This window comes from Methanophagales archaeon (assembly GCA_021159465.1).
Taxonomy (GTDB): domain Archaea; phylum Halobacteriota; class Syntropharchaeia; order Alkanophagales; family Methanospirareceae; genus G60ANME1.
This window is the reverse complement of sequence record JAGGRR010000065.1, coordinates 1-17624: the sequence shown is the minus strand read 5'-3', so window position 1 is coordinate 17624 and position 17624 is coordinate 1. Positions and strand designations below refer to the sequence as shown.

Sequence of the window (17624 nt, the reverse complement as noted above, 5' to 3'; positions counted from 1 at the left end):
ACCTTCACACATACTATGCTTTTGGTTCTCTTCATCTTCGGTATCTTCGGTATCTTCGGCATCTACGGTATGATATGGAAGTTCTTGCGAGTAAGCTTATTTATTGCTGCCATAATAAATAGGCGGGTGTTGGATTGAAATTTAAAAAAGGGAACATGGGGGGATAATAAATTGTTCAGGGAGCAATAGAGGCTGTCCAACAATTCAAAAACGGAATAAAAAGAGGGAAAATAGGACTTCAAATAAAAAGAAGCGATTTTTTAGTGCCAAAAGTAATTGCGGGGCAGCCTCAGCATATTTCGAAATATTTTGTTGGGGGCATTCATCACATAAACATCACCCCCACCTCTTTTACATTCATCGGGTAGTTCCTCGGCTCACTTCCCATCACCTTCTTTATCGCATGCTCGAATTCTTCCATCCCCACCGCTCTCTTATTCTTCTTCACTGTGAGCATTCCTGCTTCTGTTGCTATCGCCTTTATATCCGCACCAGTGGCATTCTCGGTAAGTTCAGCCAGTTTATCAAGATTTACATCCTTCTTCAGCTTCAGTCGGGCTATATGTATCTTAAATATTTTCTTTCTCGCTTCCCTATCCGGTACCGGTATCTCTATAACCCTGTCAAATCGTCCTGGTCGCAGTAAAGCGGGATCGAGTATATCGGGTCGGTTTGTAGCTCCTATTATTCGCACATTACCCCTGGGATCAAATCCATCTATCTCAGCCAGTAACTGCATCAATGTTCGCTGCACCTCCCGTTCTCCTGAACTCCCATCCTCTATCCTCCTCGCTGCTATTGCATCTATCTCATCAACGAATAGTATAGAAGGCGCTTTCTCTTTCGCCATTGCAAATAGCTCCCTCACCATACGCGCACCCTCGCCTATGTACTTCTGTACCAGCTCTGAGGCTACAACCCTTATGAAGGTAGCTGATGTACGTTTCGCAACTGCCTTTGCTAACAGTGTCTTCCCTGTACCCGGCAATCCAATAAGGAGAACACCCTTTGGAGGCTCCACACCCACACGCTCAAATCGCTCTGGCGCAGTCAGCGGTAATTCAACCACTTCCCTTATCTCTTCTATCTGCTCATCCAGCCCTCCTATCATCGTGTAGTCCACATCTGGTGACTCTATTACTTCCATACCGCAGACAGAGGGGTCCTTTGCAGAGGGGAGCACACTTACCACCGCCAGCGATTGCTGATTCAGAGCTACCTGAGCACCCGGAACAATCTCGCTCGGCTCCACATACTGCGTGTATGTCACCACAAATTGTGGACCCGTACTGCTCCTCACTACTATCCTCCTATCATCTATCACATTCACAATAGTCCCAACCAGCAGTGGCGGAGCGCGTAATTTCTCCAGTTCTGACCTTAACCGTTTTATCTCTCGCTCATAGCGAACTCGCATCTCCTGATAATATCTACTTTCCTGCTCTATCTTCTCCAGTTTATCTCGCAGCAGAATGTTTGCCTCCTCCAACTGCCTCATCTTATCCTGTAGAAACCTTGAATACTCCTCACCATACGAAACGCCGCCCTCTGACTTCATATTACCACTCATTATTTACTTCTACACTCTGCTATATAAATAGATAATGAGCGGAGGGGGGAAGAATGAGATGACAGAGTGTGAGATATGCGGCGTGGAGATAAAGAAAGGGCATGCGCGTTATATCCAGATAGGGACTTCAAAACTGAGGGTATGCGAAGCCTGTGCGCGTTATGGAACTGCTGTGGTGGAACCAGAGAAGAAGAACAGCTCTTCGTTGCTTGCACGGAAGAGAAATCTGCACCATAAAGAGATGGATATAGAGATAGAAGAGCTCGATATGGATATGGATATGGATGATTATGGTCGCAAGGTGAAAGAGGCGAGGGAGAAAGCGGGCTTGAAGCAGGAAGAGCTCGCCAAGATGATCAATGAGAAGCATTCATTGTTGCGAAAGATAGAGAACAATGCGATAACGCCCACCGAGGAAGTACGGATGAAGATAGAACGTGTTCTGAAACCTTACCTTTGAGTATCATGAATACGAATGCATCATAGCTCTCAGACTCACTCTGCCGCTGTAATTACCTCAGGGTGTTCCTTAGGGTTCAAAGAGTTTGAAATCCACCGTGCTTTTCCCATCAGGTGAAATATTAATATTCACGTAAAAGCGTCTTGGCTCTCCCAGTTCCTAGTTCCTTATACTCATCGTCTATCCTCACTGCTATCACATCGCCTATGGGCATGAGTGTGGATGTGGCACCCGATTCACTGCTCAATCCCGTCCCATTCACTTCTATATCAATCACTATATTCTATTCCCGGTGTTCCACACCGTTGGATACTCCGGCGTGCTTCATATCTTCATCACCCAGCACTTCTCGGCTCTCTCCGTGATCATAAATGTACCCACTTAAACCTGTCCTATCCACTGCCGTTACATTCGCCACATACTCCCCGCTGTCATAATAAAAACTCATATTTAAATCTTCCGCTGACCCATTATCATGGATTATCCTGACACTCTCCACCACAAGTGGTGTTTTCTGTTTCTGGTGGTTTCCCAGCTTTTCCTGCATCCACCAATCCATATCCATACCATTCATCTCTACCCGGTGTACCAAGGTCATCAGCAGTCATTTGCAATCTCTGCCTTACCTGCGTATTATCGTATCCTGGATAGACAGACCAGCGCTGCTGTTCCACTTACCATCGGACATGAGACCGAGGTCTCGTTCATCGTTCTGATCCGTTGCTCCGACTGCAATCACATTCTTATATCTCGCTTATATCTCGCAGGGCAAATTACAGCGTCCGTTCCATTGCCTGCGTTACCCGTAGCCCCTATCCGCAGAATATCGGCATTGTATGCTGCATCACTCCATGGCTTGATTCCTGGGTCTCCTTCGCATACCCTGTATTGGAATTATCAGGGAATACTTTAACCGCGTACAGGTCTGCTTCAGGAGCCACACCTATAACTTCTATTCCATTCCTCCTATCGCTCCGGCAATGCCCGCGCAGTGGGTCCCATGCCCTAAATCTGGATGGTTGTAATCAATAGCCACAGAGGTATTAGAGTTTCTGTTCGTGCTGTGCTGTTGTCTGTGGCATTCACCCGAAGATGGTAGTCCCCGGGTGGAGTGCCGAATGGAACAGTGATCCACGATATATGAATTACTGGGTGTGGTGCACTTCAAATACAATACACAGGCACCTCATGCATGCCATTACTTGCATTGTATCATTGTATACCATTACAACAGGCAGTGATGGCGTAAGGTTACTGCTTGCACCATTATCCACGCTGTCAGTCAATGGAGTCAGTTCTACGCTGCTTATATCATCAGCACCGTTGTCATCAACTGCACTCACTTCTATCATGACTGGTGTGGTATCAAGGGCATGGACTCAGCGATACCGTATCGGATGTTATCACAACCTCAATTATCTCAGGTGGTATATTATTCACGCTCACGTTGATCACAGCCTGGTCTCCTGTTACTCCATGCATTGCATTGCTCTCAATACCACTCTAAAAACTATCAACAGATTGATCAGCTTCTCCAGCTTCTTCTGTTCCATCTTACCGCTTCTCTCTTTTCTCTCCACCCCCTCTCTAAGTATCACACTGTATGGTTATTAACCACTTAAACATTTTTCTATTCCGTCCCTCTATTGATTGGATTGATCATGGCATGGGGAACCAGAATCAAAATCAGATAAGAGTGATAAAGCTGGGGGGTAGCTTGATAGAAGAAGGTAGGGCTATTATTCGCACTCTACGTGATTTTGCAGCAAAGAAGAATCTAACACTGGTAATAATTCCCGGTGGTGGTCCCTTCGCAATGACCGTGCGGACTCTTGCGGGTAAACTATCGGATGAGGCTGCGCACTGGATGGCTGTGCTCGCAATGCACCAGTATGGCTTTTTCCTCGCAAATGGTGAGTTCCCTCTGGTGGAGAGTCTGGATGATATAATAGAGAGGGACGTAACTATCTTACTGCCTTATAAAATCCTGAAAGCCGATGACTGCTTGCCTCATACATGGGACGTCACATCTGATACGATAGCAGCATTTATTGCCTATAAACTTGGTGAGAGGTGCTTCATAAAACTAACGGACGTGGATGGTTTTCTGGATGCTGAGGGTAGAATAATAGAGAGGGTGGATATAAAGAAGATTGCGATGAGGAGCGATGATAGTACCTGCACCTGCATTGACAATGCACTGCCCGGCTTTTTGTTACAGCATAAGATGTATTGCATAATAGTGAATGGCAGATTTCCTCGCAGGGTGAAGGACGTACTTGCTGGTAAGATGAAGAACACGTGCTGCACAAAACTCTGCTAATTGAGATTGAAAATAGAAAGAAAGTTTTTTAATGATAAAGCCCAAAACATATTCAGGGGCTCGTAGCTTAGCACGGTTAGAGCGCCCGGCTCATAACCGGGCGGTCAAGGGTTCGAATCCCTTCGGGCCCACTTCGCTTTCGCTTTCACTCCTCCTCCCTCAAATACCGCCTGATCAGATTCTCACCTTCTTCTGTATTGAATAACGGCAGGTCCCACAGCTGGGTTATCTTATATCTCGTTACGGTGACAGTGACATTCTTCGCTGCTCTTGGGTCGTATCCTTCCTTTTCATAGCCATGCCTTACAACCATAATCCCCCTTCTCTGCCAGCTCGGCGTATCTTTCAGGTTTATCCCCATCTGAAACAGTATCTCATGCACATCCTCTGCTTTCATACCCCTCAACCGCTTCTCTGCCTCTCTGGCACTCAATCCACTCTCTATCAAGCCGTAATATCCATAAGCATTGATATGATTCCGCCACGCTTCTGCCTGTCTCTGTGCAAAATATGCTACCACTTCTTCATCACCACAGACAGGAATTACTCGCGCATCAAATGCAATTGGATCCTTAAAATCCAAGGCGATGGTAAGAGCACTGGCAAGGAAACTGGCAATTATAGAGTCCAGTTTCTCTATCCGACCCCTGAATGGTACAAACCTGAAATACAGACTTATCTCATCGGAGAAGATATATGCGAGCAATGGGTCAAAGCCACTCTTAACAAAGAATAATTCCGTCGAATCCACTATACCTTTCACAAATCGCTCGTCATACGGCTTCTGGAACTTATGCTCAAGCAATACACGCTTGAAATTCCTGCCATCTGCACGTACGATTAAAGGGGTGCTTGCTCTTATCCCCGCGTATATCTCCCGCTCTTTATCAACTATATATCGCTTCTGGTTCCTGAAGTTCATTCGCTATCATTAATTCTTCTATTGCTTCTCTCACTTATTCTCCTCAGCTCTTTCTCCTTCCCCCTCCCCTTTATTCTCACTCCTTTTTCCCCTATTCTTCCTTTTCACATGTTTTATCAGTACTATATCCCCAATCGCTATTACCCAGCGATAAGGGATGATAACACCCTTCTTATTACCCACATCAAAAGCATTTGGATTTATATTCGTCACTGCCAGCCCTGATATCCGCCTCCCCTTTATGTCCACATTCACATCCTCTATTTTTCCTACGTACACTCCCCTGTCCGTGTATATATCCTGCCCATATAGTGAAGACAACTCTATCTCCATGATATTATTTAAGGACAAAGGCTATATATATAAAATTCAACCGATAATAAGGGTAATAAGATGCAAACGTCTATTCAACTGTGTAAATTCATGGGAATACCTATAAGATTGCATTTTACTTTCCTCTTCATCTTCTTCGCTATTATCTTCAGTTTTGCTAACTGGCCTCAAACGGAGACTACTCGTATACCGCTGGGTCTCGGTGGTCTCGAGCTCAGCCTGGTTATGCGTTACACACTATCCACTATTGCTGCTGTCCTGTTCTTTTTCACATTACTGCTCCATGAGATGGCGCATTCTTTCGTGGCAATGCGCTTCGGGACGAAGATACATAGCATCACGCTCTTCTTCTTCGGTGGGCTGGCGATGATGGAGGATATACCAAGGAGTCCAGATAAGGAATGGAGGATTGCAATTGCGGGACCATTGATGAGTTTAGCACTGGGGGGGCTCTTTTCCCTCTTTTATCTGGGACTGAAAGCCCTCAATTCGATATATCGTCCTGTTGCGATCCTCGTGCTGACTATCGGATTCTTTAATGGTGCACTCGCAGTCTTCAATTTATTACCGGCATTTCCAATGGATGGCGGTCGTATACTGAGAGCGCTTCTCGCTAAGCGAATGACATTTTTAAAAGCGACGAGAAGAGCGGCATTTATAGGCAAGCTATTTGCATTTGCTCTTGTCATAATGGGTTTCTCATACGACCCTTTCACATTCATCCTGACCGGTAAATGGAGTCCGAACTTATGGCTTCCTCTACTGGCTATCTTCCTGTTCATGGCAGCGACGGAGGAGGAGAGAGCGACTGCTACCTTTGCCATACTGGATGGTATAAAAGTGAAGAACGTGATGAGGACCGAACGGACAACAGTGCCGGAGGATATCACACTCTCGGAGCTCGTGAATGCTATGCTTACGGATAAAATAACCGAATATGCAGTAGTGGATGCAAGAGGCGACTTAAAAGGGTTTGTTACGCTCGACGCAGTGAAGAAGATACCCTATGATCAGCGATATTTTCTACACGTCTCTGACGTGATGATACCCTATGATGGTCCTCATGATGCACTGTTGAGCGAAGCTCCGGCATCAGAAGCATTGAAACGGATGTTGAAGGATAGAAAGAGTGTCCTAGCAGTGATAGAGGAAGCAGGAGGGGAGCTCATAGGGATAATAACGAAGAAGGACCTCTCTATTTATATAGAAATGCTGCGCGGGGGTGCGGGTGCAATAGAAAGTAGATGACGATCAACTCAATTTTTCACCTTTCACCTCTTAAGCGCTCCCGCTTTCATTCTCGTTCTTGCCCCTACTCCTTTTAGTGTGCCTGAGACGCGAATCACTCGGATAGCTGTTCGTACACCATCCACCGAGTGAATACATGCTAAGGCTGCTCTCACCTCCTCTACTGTTCTATGCGCACATCTCAAAACCCCAATCCCAATGCCCGAATCGTAGTTTACCAGCCATAATCTACTCTCGCTCGCCCCTGTATCGCCATATAATGAATAAATAGAATCCCAAATGGCATTCTGTAACTCATGCTTACCCACTTCACCATCACATATAGCTTCAAACAGGAGATACCGCCTCTTTTCCCTCATAGTTATGCCAACAAATTATAATTGCTCCACCTCTCTTCCTTTCTTCCACCGCCTCGTCAGTATGCCAGCGGGGATTTCGCTCAATGCCATTATTGCCTCCTCTCTTTCCATGCCACATAGCGATGCGAGCGCAATCATCTCCCGTGGTGCCCTCAAGTCATAAATGGAGCGGTTGTTTGTGGTTAACAGTGGCATAACATGGTATTTCCGTATGAGTTTCAAATTCTCATGCAGCCGCTTCAGGATACGTACCCGCTCACTCCTCCTGCTCTTTATTATTGGATTCAGATTGAATTCGATGGCAATGCCATTCTTCGCTGCATACTTCAGCATCAGAATCTGATGCTTCAACTCCTTCCCTTTCCATTTCTCTCCACACGGATGTGTCAGCACATCTACCCGGTAGTCTTTCACCGCTGCCATATTTATCTTCTCTTCACCACCATGAACCGCTATTAGCGGAATTCTCGACCAGTAGTGCCTCAACTTTCGCTTCAATTCAGTTATGGAATCAGTCCTTATCTCAATGCCCATGTATATATATGGGTTAAGGTTACGTGAAGGCATGATCACTTCATTGTTATTGTTACTGTTATACACACATATGGCGGTATACCCGAATCTCCGCGCAGCTCGGAGCATCTCATCAGCAGGCATCCCGGGCTGTAAGTGCACATTAAGCAAGAAGAAGCTGGGCATTGGATTTACAAATAATTTAACATCAGATGCATTTATTTTATTGTATTACACCAACCCAGAAGTAATCTCTTCATAAATACCGTAAATAACGATCACAGCCACGGTAAGATACAATACACTTACTGCACCAAGGGTGCCGAACATATTCGCAATTACAAGCAAAGCACTTAAAAGACCACAACCCATCATTGCAATCTTTATAGTATATCGCTCCACAGCCCTCTTTATCACTTTTAAGCCCCGGCTATGACCATAAATAGGGAGTCCAGAATCGCGAACCATTGCTCTTATATCTCTCGTTTCCAGCCCTGGCGATAATTTTAGCCATAGCAGTGCGATTATCATTGCACCTATGACCACTATTGTCAGATTGGCTACTGCTCTTACCGCAATTTGCCAGCCCGCGTGTGGTACTGACATGAGAGGGGGGAACCAATCCATGAGTCCATAAATCGGACTCAGATAATACATTAAACCTGATACTGCCGTTCCTGTTTCATCATACACACCCAAAATTGTAGTCCCATGTGAATAGAGCACTCTTCCCAGAGCCTGTATGCCCGCTTGCAGTGCCATGCCCAAATTGAAAAACACCAGTGGAACAACGATCGCATACGAAAAGTGCGCAAGCTTAATTGGAAATTTAACTCTACCCCTGCTTGCTCTTCTTTTCAAATATCCCGGTATTCTTATCTCTATACGAGCACACACCAGATAAACCACGAGGAAGAACAAAGCGATTGTTGCGATAAGTGCGATAAAGTGATGTTGAAAGAGGAAAACCATTCCAGCCTCGGACATCTCGTATGGCTCCACTTGCTTCGCTATTTCTATCCATCCCGGTATCACGCCTACCGCCCATCCTCCGGCATCATGTATTAGACTTATAAGTCCTGTAATTATCTGGTGCGAAATATTGGCAACGATAAAAAGCCCCACTCCAGAGCATATACCCCATTTCGACACCACTTCCTCCATATAATATATGAGCATCCCCCCGAAGAAGACCTGAAGGAAGAGCAAGCATGAAATGAACCGCGGAGATACACCAAGTTGTGATGCTATATCCTGATTGGGCATATAAAACCCCCTAACGTAAGTAAAGCTTGTGAAAAGTACGAAGCAAAGAACGAGCAGTTTCTGCATGTTCAGATAAAATGCCTGGTCCTCTGGATTGGTTAAGTCGAGCTTCATTATCTTTGGACCTGCTAAAATCTGTAAAATAAGCGAAGCATTTATGATTGGCATAATACCAACAGCACTGAGTGAGAATCTTTGCCCCGCAAAGAGTGCTCGCCATCTACCGAAGAGGTCTATCGCTTCTGGTGATAGCCCGAAGAGGGGGATATTGCCCAGGGCAAAATAGAGAATGAGTATGGCGAAAGTAAGCAGAAGTCGTGTTTCGAGAGGGACATGCCTTTTTGGACGTTCAACCATTGGGATTTTACTTAAAAGAGGTGCTAACCTATATCTCCATCTTTTCACGCACGAGCTCACCTCCCTCCCCTTGCCGTCCTTACCCGATCCTATACCATACCAGAAGGGAAATAGTATATAAAACTTTTTGCTCATTCATTACATCTTATCCAATCCTATCCAATCCTGTGGGCATTCTTTCTTCACGATTGAGTGCTGAAACTGATCAGTATATGATAAAACTTCGGCTCGACCTACGATGATGAATTCGTTAAGATTAAGTTACACGAACACATAAACAGGGGGCTATCGTGATTATAGGGCTTTATAACAAACTCGTTGAGTTTGAATTCCGTCAGTGAAGTCAAAAGGGTCATTGAAATCACCACCCCCACTTATATCACATGCCCAGTCTTCTTCTGCATGAATCTCTCTTAAAACTCTTCTATTGACTTTATGTCCGGGTATCCTAAGATATTCAGGTTCCCACGGGTGCCCTTCGGTCCAAGGCCAGTAAGAACGAGACACCCACTGCTTCGTTCTGGGATTATAGCCGTGTCTATAAAGAACATAGTAATCGTATTTTCCATTGCGCGATTATTATAACACTAATAGTGCCATATGACCCATACTATGTTTATCATCCTCATCCCTATACTTAATTAACATTCTCTTTCTCACCACCTCCGCCTTCGTTTACTAAGCTGCGTTATGAATGAAGTCTCTTCCACAGACAATCCTTTCTTAAGGCAGAATCGCACACGGTCGAAATTGCCAAGATATCTATCGACGGCACTGGGACTGTGGTGAGTTTTCCTTGCGATGTCCGACGTAGCTTTTTTAGCCCGGAGCGATTTTTCACTGATGATCTTTTTATGCGTTGTGCTTCTACCCAGGTCATGTACGGTGCCCCTGCGTGGCAGTACCACGCTGTTCTCACGTTCGTATTCGGTGATATTCCTATGGATGGTCGTCGTGGAGCACGAGAGGATGAGTGATAGGTGATAGGTCAGTCTCAGCCAGTGTTCCACCTTGCTTGTCCGTTTCATGTAACATCCTTGCAATAGCACTCTTTCGAACCTCCTTCTGTGGGACGCTCTCCACTTTCTTCTTGGTGTCTTCTCTTCATAAGTGACCGCCGATAGGACAACGGGACGCAATCGGAGATCCTTCATGCACTTCCCATAACCTCCTTTCTCCTCTTTTGCCACTGCGAACCAGAGCATCTGCTCCATTCTGAGATTTGTTATCGGTGGATAGTACTGCTCAACGATGGACTTCAGTTCTTTGACCAACAGCCCGATGACCTTTGGTCCGCCCAACTTAGGGATTTCAGCCGATATGAAGCTGGATACCGCGGTCTCAAACGTTTTATCCAGCAGCGGTGCATAGATGCTCTGCTGTGTATTCATGCTCAAATTGTCGCCTCTCCCCCCCTTACACGGCTCACGATCCACGGAGTTCAACGCCAGTATCTTGTCTAATCGGTCTTTGTACGCTGGGTCTCCTCTGTATTTGCGGTATAACGCCTGCTAATCACGTATCAATCGGTCTGAGACCTGGACGGGAAAAGCGATTTCTTTTATTGTAGCCCTTTTCTGTAAGATACGCAACACGGGAAAAAGTCAGGATATAGCGCTTGATCGCCGTTAGAGTGTGTTTTTGTGCCCTTTCAATCTCAGTGTAGGTTCTTCGCTCCATGAAAAGCCTGACGGTTTCTACCTTGTGTGATACGCCTGTGGACCAATGTCTTTTTGCTGCGCTCGTGTTGGAATGATCACGCTGCGCTTTACGAGTTCCTTAATGTCTCGCCTCACCGTTTCTGACGCCGCAATTCAAGAGCTTTGCTGTAATGTCCTCCTGCATAAGCGATAACCCCCTTGGTCCCAGACTTCATGTGTAACCCTGTTGCCTCCTCTCATTCCGAAATACCTTTTTATGTCGTATTGTACATATGTGCTATGTAGAGGAGGTCATATGACCTAATAGTAATTTGACACCAGAAATGGTGTACCAATCTACCACCACGATAGCGGGGAATTATATGTGGAAAAAAGAAAATTATTGTTGCTGGTGCTGGAACAGGAAAAACATTCACATTTAAGGGGAAAGAGGAGTACAAGAGGTATAAAGAGACAGTTGAGTGGTCTTTCGGTAATATTAAACATAACCTAATACTACAGATTGGTATCGTCTCAGAAATGTTGATAGCCCTTTATAGCTATCGCTTCCCTGCTTGTGCCTTCTCTGAAGTATATGCCCGCCTCCTGTGGCATTGCCCTGCCTATAATACTCATATCCACCTCATTCTGCAGCCGCTTCAGCTCCGCTTCGCTAATTCCGGCATCGAGCGTAAAGAGTAGTTCATAGTCGCCACCATAGTAAATGGCAAGTTCTAATGGTACCTCATTACTCGATACAGGCACTTTCTCCTTATATAACTCGAATCCCACATGACTACGTCGCCCCAATTCCGCAAGTGAAAGTGCGAGTCCATCACTTATATCAATCATAGAAGTGACCATACCGGAGTCTGCGAGGATTATTCCTTCCTTTACGCGCGCTATGGGCTGAAACAGAGCTCGTTTCGCGGCTACCTTGAGATCATCTGAAAAATTCATACCCTCTTCTATTATCTTCAAGCCCACAGCGGCATTTCCTAAGCGTCCTGTCACACCAAGGAGGTCCCCTACCTTAGCAGTGGACCTCTTCACCGGTTTGCTCACAAATCCAAAGCACGTACCCGTCAGGATAAGCTCTTTGCTCCTTGTTACATCACCTCCAACCACAACAACATTGTATGCTGATGCACATGCCTCTATACCTGCCATAAGCGCATCTAAAAAATCTGTATCCGTATGTTCAGGAATGCCCATTGCAATAACGAACGCAAACGGGTGAGCACCCATCGCCGCTATGTCGCTCAGGTTCACAGCAACCGCGCTCCAGCCCATCTGGAACGGTGAGATGCCACTTGGGAAATGTGTGGAACTCTGGACTGTATCTGTGGTAACAACGAGATAGTGGTAGCCTGCCTTTGCACTTCTCAGGTCTATAACCGCGCAGTCATCTTCTCCTGCACCCACTGTTACAGCTTCATTGCTCGCTTTAAATCGCCTGGTTATTCGTTCTATCAGACCTACCTCGCCAAGTTCTTCTATAAAATGCTTATGACTGTTACGCATAGCTATAGCTCTACCTCTACACCTCTACACCTCTACACCTTTACACCTACCCCGGCATGTAATAAAAAGTAAGAGTGAGAATAGTTAAAAATGTTTATCTTGACTTTGTTTGGTAATTGTTGGACAGCTTTGTGAATAAGAAAAAAGAGGGTAAATCCCGTAGTTTTTTCTTCTTCGCTAAGGCTAAGCTATTGGCAGAAAGGAAAAGGACAGGTATTCATGCGAAATTATGTAAGTGAGGACCTGGGCGTTAAAACCTGAGAACAAAGGAATTAAAAGGTTATCATCTATCTTATTGACTACTGTCTCGACTATCGTCGCTGTCCCTGCCATTACCAGTATTAGCAGCCATGACCATGGATACGAGTTCAAGAAGACGACCCCTATGAGCATGTCCACGCCAAACTCCGCTATGCAACCCTCTACAGACCTGTCCTTCAGCTCTGGTATCGGTATCCATCTCCTGCCGAACCGCTTGCCGAATATAGCTGCGAATGCGTCTCCTATCGTTGTCATCAGTATAGCGGCTATGGCAATCTCCTTGTAAAAGACGCTAATAGCTATTATAGCACCTATGAGGAAGAAAACATTGCCGCTCAATCTCTCCTTCTCATTCTCCCGGTAAAGTTTGTGAAAGAATGGTAATTTTAGCTTCAGGTCGAGCCTGATAAACTCTACCTCCAGGGATAGTATCAAGAACAGGGTCATTGATAGCAATATTACCTCCTTGGGCAGAAAGTAGTAAAATATGACTATCAGTACGGAAGTGCCGTGTACCGCCTTTCTCTGGAGTTCCCTCTTCAGACTGAATTCTTGAGCTCTCATTGCAAATATTTACCCCCTCTAATTAAATACGCAATTATTGATAATTCAACAAGATGAACGATAAAACACCCGCTATCAAGCTCGAAAATTGGATCATACTTTAAGATTTAAGAGGGAGGTTGAAGTAAGATGAAGCGGGATACAAAGCAGAGAAGCCGCTGGATAAGCAAAGTTGAACGGTGCGGTGTGCGGTGACCAGCTAAAAAACTTCTTTCTTTAGCGAATGAAAATAGGGATGCGTGATGGGAAAATCTGACAGGGGATTGGATTTAGGATTCGATGCAACACTTTCTTTCTAAAGAAAGAACCTGTGCTAAGAAAGGATATAATTCTTTAGGGATAATGTAGAAGGAGGGAGATGGTAAAACAGATAAGCGGGAGTTGTTGTGGAAAATAGTGCATGATATAGTTGGCATTGATTTTGAACCCGTTAGCGGTGCTGGCATCGAGAGCGAATTATGTAATCGCATTGGGTGATTTAATCAGGCATATCCCAAAGGAGGGTGTAGAGATTCCTGTTTATTTAGCAGATTCTATTCTGGTGAGCAAGAAGATGAAGTTCACAGGAGAATGAGTGAATAGAAATAGATAAAAAAAAAAACTTACTGCCAAACGTGTTGGGTGTAAGAGAACTTGGCATCTTTAACAGAACTCTACACTAAAATAAAGGAATTGGAGAAGAGCGGCAAGAACAGGATCTGGACACGATTACTTAAGAATTCGTTTGCACCTTTGCTGATGGGTAAGTTTGATTTTTTTTGTGTGTGGTGGGTAATCCGCCGTGGGTTCGCTGGGGTTACCTGCCAGAGGGTTACAGAGATGCAACACTCAAATTGTGGAAGGAATATGGGCTTTTCTCGCTAAGCAGCATGGATGTTCGACTTGGTGCGGGTGAGAAGGGTTTCTCGATGCTCTTTACTTACGTTGCCGCAGACCGCTACCTCAAGAAGGGAAAGAAGTTGGCGTTTCTCATAACACAGGAAGTTTTCAAGACGAAAGGTGCTGGTGAGGGCTTCAGAAGATTTAAAGTGAAAAATACGCCTGTAAAAGTAGTTAAGTATGAAATAGAATTCGGGGATTTCTTATGCTGATGCACTGAAGCGGACAGAGAAGGTGGAAATGCAGGCTAAACCAATTGGAACACCTGTAAGCTCATGGCAAACGTTTGAAGCTAAATCAGAAAGGATTTTAGATACATTGAGAGGGAGATTGAGGGTCACCGGGAAGTTTCGGAACTATCCAAAAATGCACATGCGCTGGCTAAACGATATTACGAGCAGAAGGATTTGGCCACGCGTCAGGAACTCACGGAACTTCAGATTATACTTATGTTTATAATTAAACCAGAAGGGTCTTAAAAAGAAGAAGCGGTCTTTTCTTTTTTTCTTTTATATCTATGCAGTAAATACTTATTATCTATTGGTTGTTTAGTATTTATTAGACAGCCTAAAGGTGGAGAAAAATGTTAGAAGTATTGACAAATCCAAACAAATTTTTTGAAACGAGGAAGAAAGGAAGGGAGAATCTGAAGATACCTGTGTTTATCGTTTTGATAAGTGGGATAATCGGAGGCATATCTGCTTTTTTGTCGAGCAGCATAATGATGGAAGCAATGGCAAAAACACTCCCGCCAGAAGCGCAGGGCTTTATGTCGTTCATGCCCATTAGCACTGCTATTGGAGCTGTAATATTTTCTTTCATTATCTGGCTAATCGTCGCAGCGGTATTCTTTGGCATATCCTGCATATTCAAAGGTGAAGGGAAGTTTAGCCGAACACTCGAATTCGTTGGATACGGCTATATCCCTACAATAATCGGTGGACTGATAAGTCTCGTGCTTGTCTATAATTTCATTACAACCGCGCAGATTCCAGCGATAACGACAACAGACCCAACAAAGATCAAAGAAGTAATTGCACCGCTGATGAAAAGTCCGATGATGATGCTTTCTTCTGCCGTTGGCATGCTCTTCATGCTGTGGAGTGCGAACATCTGGGTCTTCGGGCTGAAACATGCGAGGAATCTCTCAACAAAGAACGCATTGATTACCGTTGCCATACCAGTAGCTGCTTATATCCTGTATTCGGTATATCAGATGCTGGGGTGGTGATGTGAATGCGACAAACGTTCCCCATTTTTCTTTTCTTGTTCTTCATGGTAATTTTTGTCTTTGCATTTGCATTTGCATTTGCGATACCCGGCGTCAGTGCATATGATGGCGTTTATGGTTTAGGTACAGAAGAGCAGGAACATGGACAGGGGCAGGAATCCTCGATTATGATTGCAGGCTACCAGGTGAGTCCAGAAGTGCTTATGTACAATGATATTGGAACGGTAACCGTGACAGTGAAGAACATGGAATCGGCTAAAAGCGTGAACATAAAAGATGCACGAATGCTAAGTCGTGACATCAAAGTGCTTAGCGACTCTTACTTCAACATCGGTAGATTGGGACCTGGAGAAAGTCTAAACCTCACGTTCACAATAAAAGCGACCTGTCCCGATGGTATCTATTATCTGAAAATATTGGTGGCTGGGGAAGACGCTCAAAATATAAGATATTCCATTCCCGTGACTGTGGACAGTTCTTCTTTAACCATTGGTGTTAGGGACATACCGGAAGACATATTTAAAGGAGAGCGTGCAAGAATCGAGCTTGCTGTCGGCAATCCCAGACATAACACCGTTACAGCCGTGAAAATTGTCACCATGGGGAAAAACGTGATACCTTCTGAAGTCTTCTTAGGAGCGCTCTCAGCAGACGAAACAAAAGTCGCCTCTTTTAACTTTACACCGCAAACAAATGGCGCTCATATCTTGAATTTTGTATTGGAGTTTAAAAACGGAGATAACTATCATTCAGCCGATTTAAGCGTGCCGTTGAATGTGACGGATAGTAAAAAGCGCGCGGAACTCGTCCTCACCGGGATTGAGGTAGAACCCATGCTGGGGACGAACGCGTATAAAATCACTGGAGACATAAACAATGCAGGCTTAAAAGAAGCAAAGAGCGTGGTTATGAAAGTGAGCGATGCAGAAGGCATAGAAGCAATGAACCCCTACAAAGCCTATTTCGTGGGCTTGCTCAGTCCAGACGATTTTAGCAGTTTTGAACTGGATGTGAAAGTTGGAGAAAATGGGACACAGGTGCCGCTCATCATAGAATACAAAGATGAAGATGGAAATAAGTTCTCAAAGACCGAATACATATCGATTGAACGCCATCAGGGAAAGACAAGTTCAGGAAAGTTGCCAGTTTCGATGATTGTTATGCTCGTTGTGATTGCGATAGTGGTCATCGGTCTGATTGCATATTCATGGAAGAAACGATGAAAGTAGTGGAGCTTATAGAGGTAACAAAAGTTTATGAACTTCCACGTGGGAGCATCAAAGCGCTTGATAACGTTACTGTGAGCATAGAAGCCGGTGAGTTTATCTCTGTCATGGGGCCCTCAGGCTCCGGAAAGACAACTTTGCTTAACATCATCGGCTGTCTGGATACGCCAACCCGAGGGAGGGTTGTTATTGGTGGTGAAAATATCAATGGACTGGGGGATGACCAATTAACGAGGCTAAGGCGCGATAAAATCGGATTCGTGTTTCAGCAATTTAACCTTATCCCCACGTTAACTGCACTGGAGAACATAGAGTATCCACTGATACTGAAGGGCTTGGACGGGCATGAGAAAAAGGCTAAAGAGCTTCTTGTGTCTGTTGGAATTGACCTTCGTTTAGGTGAGAACAAGCCAAACGAACTTTCAGGTGGCGAACAGCAGCGCGTTGCAATCGCTCGTGCACTGGCAAATGATCCTGATATAATACTCGCAGATGAGCCCACAGGCAATTTGGACTCGAAGACGAGCAAAGATATTATGGCACTCCTGAAAGATACGAACGAGCGAGGAAAGACAATTATCGTGGTGACACACGACCCACAGGTTGCTTCGTATACGAGCAGGACCTTCAGGCTTGTGGACGGGAGAGTAATATAATTACAGGTCATGATAATATAAGTGCAATTGGTAAAGTCATGTTAAATGCCTTAATTTTATTTCGCTAATTTCATAACCCCGCGCTACGGCTAACTTCTATCAAACGCGACGGGAGAGACCATGAAAAGACGAGCTTACACAGAAATAGCAAAGCATTTTGATCAAACTTTCTTTAAGTTTGACGATACGGCGTGTCTTTCAGGTGTTTGAGGGTGAGGGCATTACCGCTCTTTACAGGGGGTCGGAAAAGATAAAGGTCTTGAACTAGAACTTGAACTTAAACTTAAGACCA

22 protein-coding genes and 1 tRNA gene are annotated in these 17624 nt (G+C 44.8%); 9 read left to right on the top strand and 14 right to left on the bottom strand.

From position 1 onward, the window contains the following. Positions 1-325: 325 nt before the first annotated feature. A complete protein-coding gene (locus tag J7J01_03630; protein ID MCD6209979.1) occupies positions 326-1570 on the bottom strand; it encodes a proteasome-activating nucleotidase in 1245 nt (414 codons plus the stop codon). Positions 1571-1628: 58 nt separating this feature from the next. Here J7J01_03630 and J7J01_03625 point away from each other — a divergent pair, with 58 nt between their 5' ends. Next, the gene (locus J7J01_03625) at positions 1629-2030 is read left to right on the top strand and encodes a TIGR00270 family protein (GenBank protein ID MCD6209978.1); all 402 of its coding nucleotides are present in this window, start codon (positions 1629-1631) and stop codon (positions 2028-2030) included. A 121-nt stretch (positions 2031-2151) separates the two neighbouring features. Here J7J01_03625 and J7J01_03620 read toward each other — a convergent pair whose 3' ends face one another. The 3 genes from J7J01_03620 to J7J01_03610 all read right to left on the bottom strand — a co-directional run bounded on the left by J7J01_03620 (position 2152) and on the right by J7J01_03610 (position 3382). Further along, positions 2152-2307 carry a hypothetical protein gene (locus J7J01_03620; GenBank protein MCD6209977.1) on the bottom strand — a complete coding sequence of 52 codons (156 nt, stop codon included), beginning with the start codon at positions 2305-2307 and terminating at the stop codon, positions 2152-2154. 6 nt (positions 2308-2313) lie between these two features. Beyond that, positions 2314-2628 carry a hypothetical protein gene (locus J7J01_03615; protein MCD6209976.1) on the bottom strand — a complete coding sequence of 105 codons (315 nt, stop codon included), beginning with the start codon at positions 2626-2628 and terminating at the stop codon, positions 2314-2316. A gap of 547 nt (positions 2629-3175) precedes the next feature. Then, positions 3176-3382 carry a hypothetical protein gene (locus J7J01_03610; protein ID MCD6209975.1) on the bottom strand — a complete coding sequence of 69 codons (207 nt, stop codon included), beginning with the start codon at positions 3380-3382 and terminating at the stop codon, positions 3176-3178. A 344-nt stretch (positions 3383-3726) separates the two neighbouring features. Here J7J01_03610 and J7J01_03605 point away from each other — a divergent pair, with 344 nt between their 5' ends. Beyond that, positions 3727-4353: a hypothetical protein gene (locus J7J01_03605; GenBank protein ID MCD6209974.1), complete on the top strand. Its 627-nt coding sequence runs from the start codon at positions 3727-3729 to the stop codon at positions 4351-4353. Between the two features lie 56 nt (positions 4354-4409). Next, a tRNA-Ile gene (locus tag J7J01_03600) sits at positions 4410-4484 on the top strand. 14 nt (positions 4485-4498) lie between these two features. On the opposite strand, the gene J7J01_03595 is transcribed toward J7J01_03600, so the two are convergent. Continuing rightward, on the bottom strand, positions 4499-5275 hold the full coding sequence (locus tag J7J01_03595; GenBank protein MCD6209973.1) for a hypothetical protein: 777 nt from the start codon (positions 5273-5275) through the stop codon (positions 4499-4501). A gap of 30 nt (positions 5276-5305) precedes the next feature. After that, the gene (locus tag J7J01_03590; protein MCD6209972.1) at positions 5306-5596 is read right to left on the bottom strand and encodes a PRC-barrel domain-containing protein; all 291 of its coding nucleotides are present in this window, start codon (positions 5594-5596) and stop codon (positions 5306-5308) included. A gap of 72 nt (positions 5597-5668) precedes the next feature. On the opposite strand from J7J01_03590, the gene J7J01_03585 reads away from it, so the two are divergent. Next, a complete protein-coding gene (locus J7J01_03585) occupies positions 5669-6856 on the top strand; it encodes a site-2 protease family protein (GenBank protein MCD6209971.1) in 1188 nt (395 codons plus the stop codon). A 23-nt stretch (positions 6857-6879) separates the two neighbouring features. Here the strand turns inward: J7J01_03585 and J7J01_03580 are convergent, their stop codons facing one another. The 8 genes from J7J01_03580 to J7J01_03545 form a co-directional block, all read right to left on the bottom strand. Beyond that, complete coding sequence (locus J7J01_03580) at positions 6880-7215, bottom strand: hypothetical protein (protein MCD6209970.1); 336 nt, start codon at positions 7213-7215, stop codon at positions 6880-6882. A gap of 15 nt (positions 7216-7230) precedes the next feature. Continuing rightward, a complete protein-coding gene (locus J7J01_03575; protein ID MCD6209969.1) occupies positions 7231-7914 on the bottom strand; it encodes a hypothetical protein in 684 nt (227 codons plus the stop codon). Positions 7915-7959: 45 nt separating this feature from the next. Beyond that, positions 7960-9411, bottom strand: coding sequence for a hypothetical protein (locus J7J01_03570; protein ID MCD6209968.1), 1452 nt, complete (start codon positions 9409-9411; stop codon positions 7960-7962). Between the two features lie 596 nt (positions 9412-10007). Further along, positions 10008-10748 (bottom strand): DUF1670 domain-containing protein, encoded by a 741-nt coding sequence (locus J7J01_03565; GenBank protein ID MCD6209967.1) that lies wholly within the window; start codon positions 10746-10748, stop codon positions 10008-10010. 118 nt (positions 10749-10866) lie between these two features. After that, positions 10867-11031: a DUF1670 domain-containing protein gene (locus J7J01_03560; GenBank protein MCD6209966.1), complete on the bottom strand. Its 165-nt coding sequence runs from the start codon at positions 11029-11031 to the stop codon at positions 10867-10869. Positions 11032-11048: 17 nt separating this feature from the next. Continuing rightward, on the bottom strand, positions 11049-11147 hold the full coding sequence (locus J7J01_03555) for a hypothetical protein (protein MCD6209965.1): 99 nt from the start codon (positions 11145-11147) through the stop codon (positions 11049-11051). 378 nt (positions 11148-11525) lie between these two features. Beyond that, on the bottom strand, positions 11526-12515 hold the full coding sequence (gene thiL / locus J7J01_03550) for a thiamine-phosphate kinase (GenBank protein MCD6209964.1): 990 nt from the start codon (positions 12513-12515) through the stop codon (positions 11526-11528). Between the two features lie 183 nt (positions 12516-12698). Then, entirely contained in the window at positions 12699-13340 is a 642-nt protein-coding gene (locus tag J7J01_03545) for a hypothetical protein (GenBank protein MCD6209963.1), read from the bottom strand. Between the two features lie 409 nt (positions 13341-13749). Here J7J01_03545 and J7J01_03540 point away from each other — a divergent pair, with 409 nt between their 5' ends. The 5 genes from J7J01_03540 (at position 13750) to J7J01_03520 (ending at position 17332) form a co-directional block, all read left to right on the top strand. Further along, on the top strand, positions 13750-13914 hold the full coding sequence (locus tag J7J01_03540) for a hypothetical protein (protein MCD6209962.1): 165 nt from the start codon (positions 13750-13752) through the stop codon (positions 13912-13914). Positions 13915-14098: 184 nt separating this feature from the next. Next, positions 14099-14431, top strand: a complete 333-nt coding sequence (locus J7J01_03535; protein MCD6209961.1) for a hypothetical protein — start codon at positions 14099-14101, stop codon at positions 14429-14431. A 371-nt stretch (positions 14432-14802) separates the two neighbouring features. Further along, positions 14803-15450 (top strand): YIP1 family protein, encoded by a 648-nt coding sequence (locus J7J01_03530; GenBank protein ID MCD6209960.1) that lies wholly within the window; start codon positions 14803-14805, stop codon positions 15448-15450. 5 nt (positions 15451-15455) lie between these two features. After that, positions 15456-16673 carry a hypothetical protein gene (locus J7J01_03525; GenBank protein MCD6209959.1) on the top strand — a complete coding sequence of 406 codons (1218 nt, stop codon included), beginning with the start codon at positions 15456-15458 and terminating at the stop codon, positions 16671-16673. Next, positions 16670-17332: an ABC transporter ATP-binding protein gene (locus J7J01_03520; GenBank protein MCD6209958.1), complete on the top strand. Its 663-nt coding sequence runs from the start codon at positions 16670-16672 to the stop codon at positions 17330-17332. Before J7J01_03525 ends, J7J01_03520 begins: the two co-directional genes overlap by 4 nt. Positions 17333-17624 lie beyond the last annotated feature (292 nt).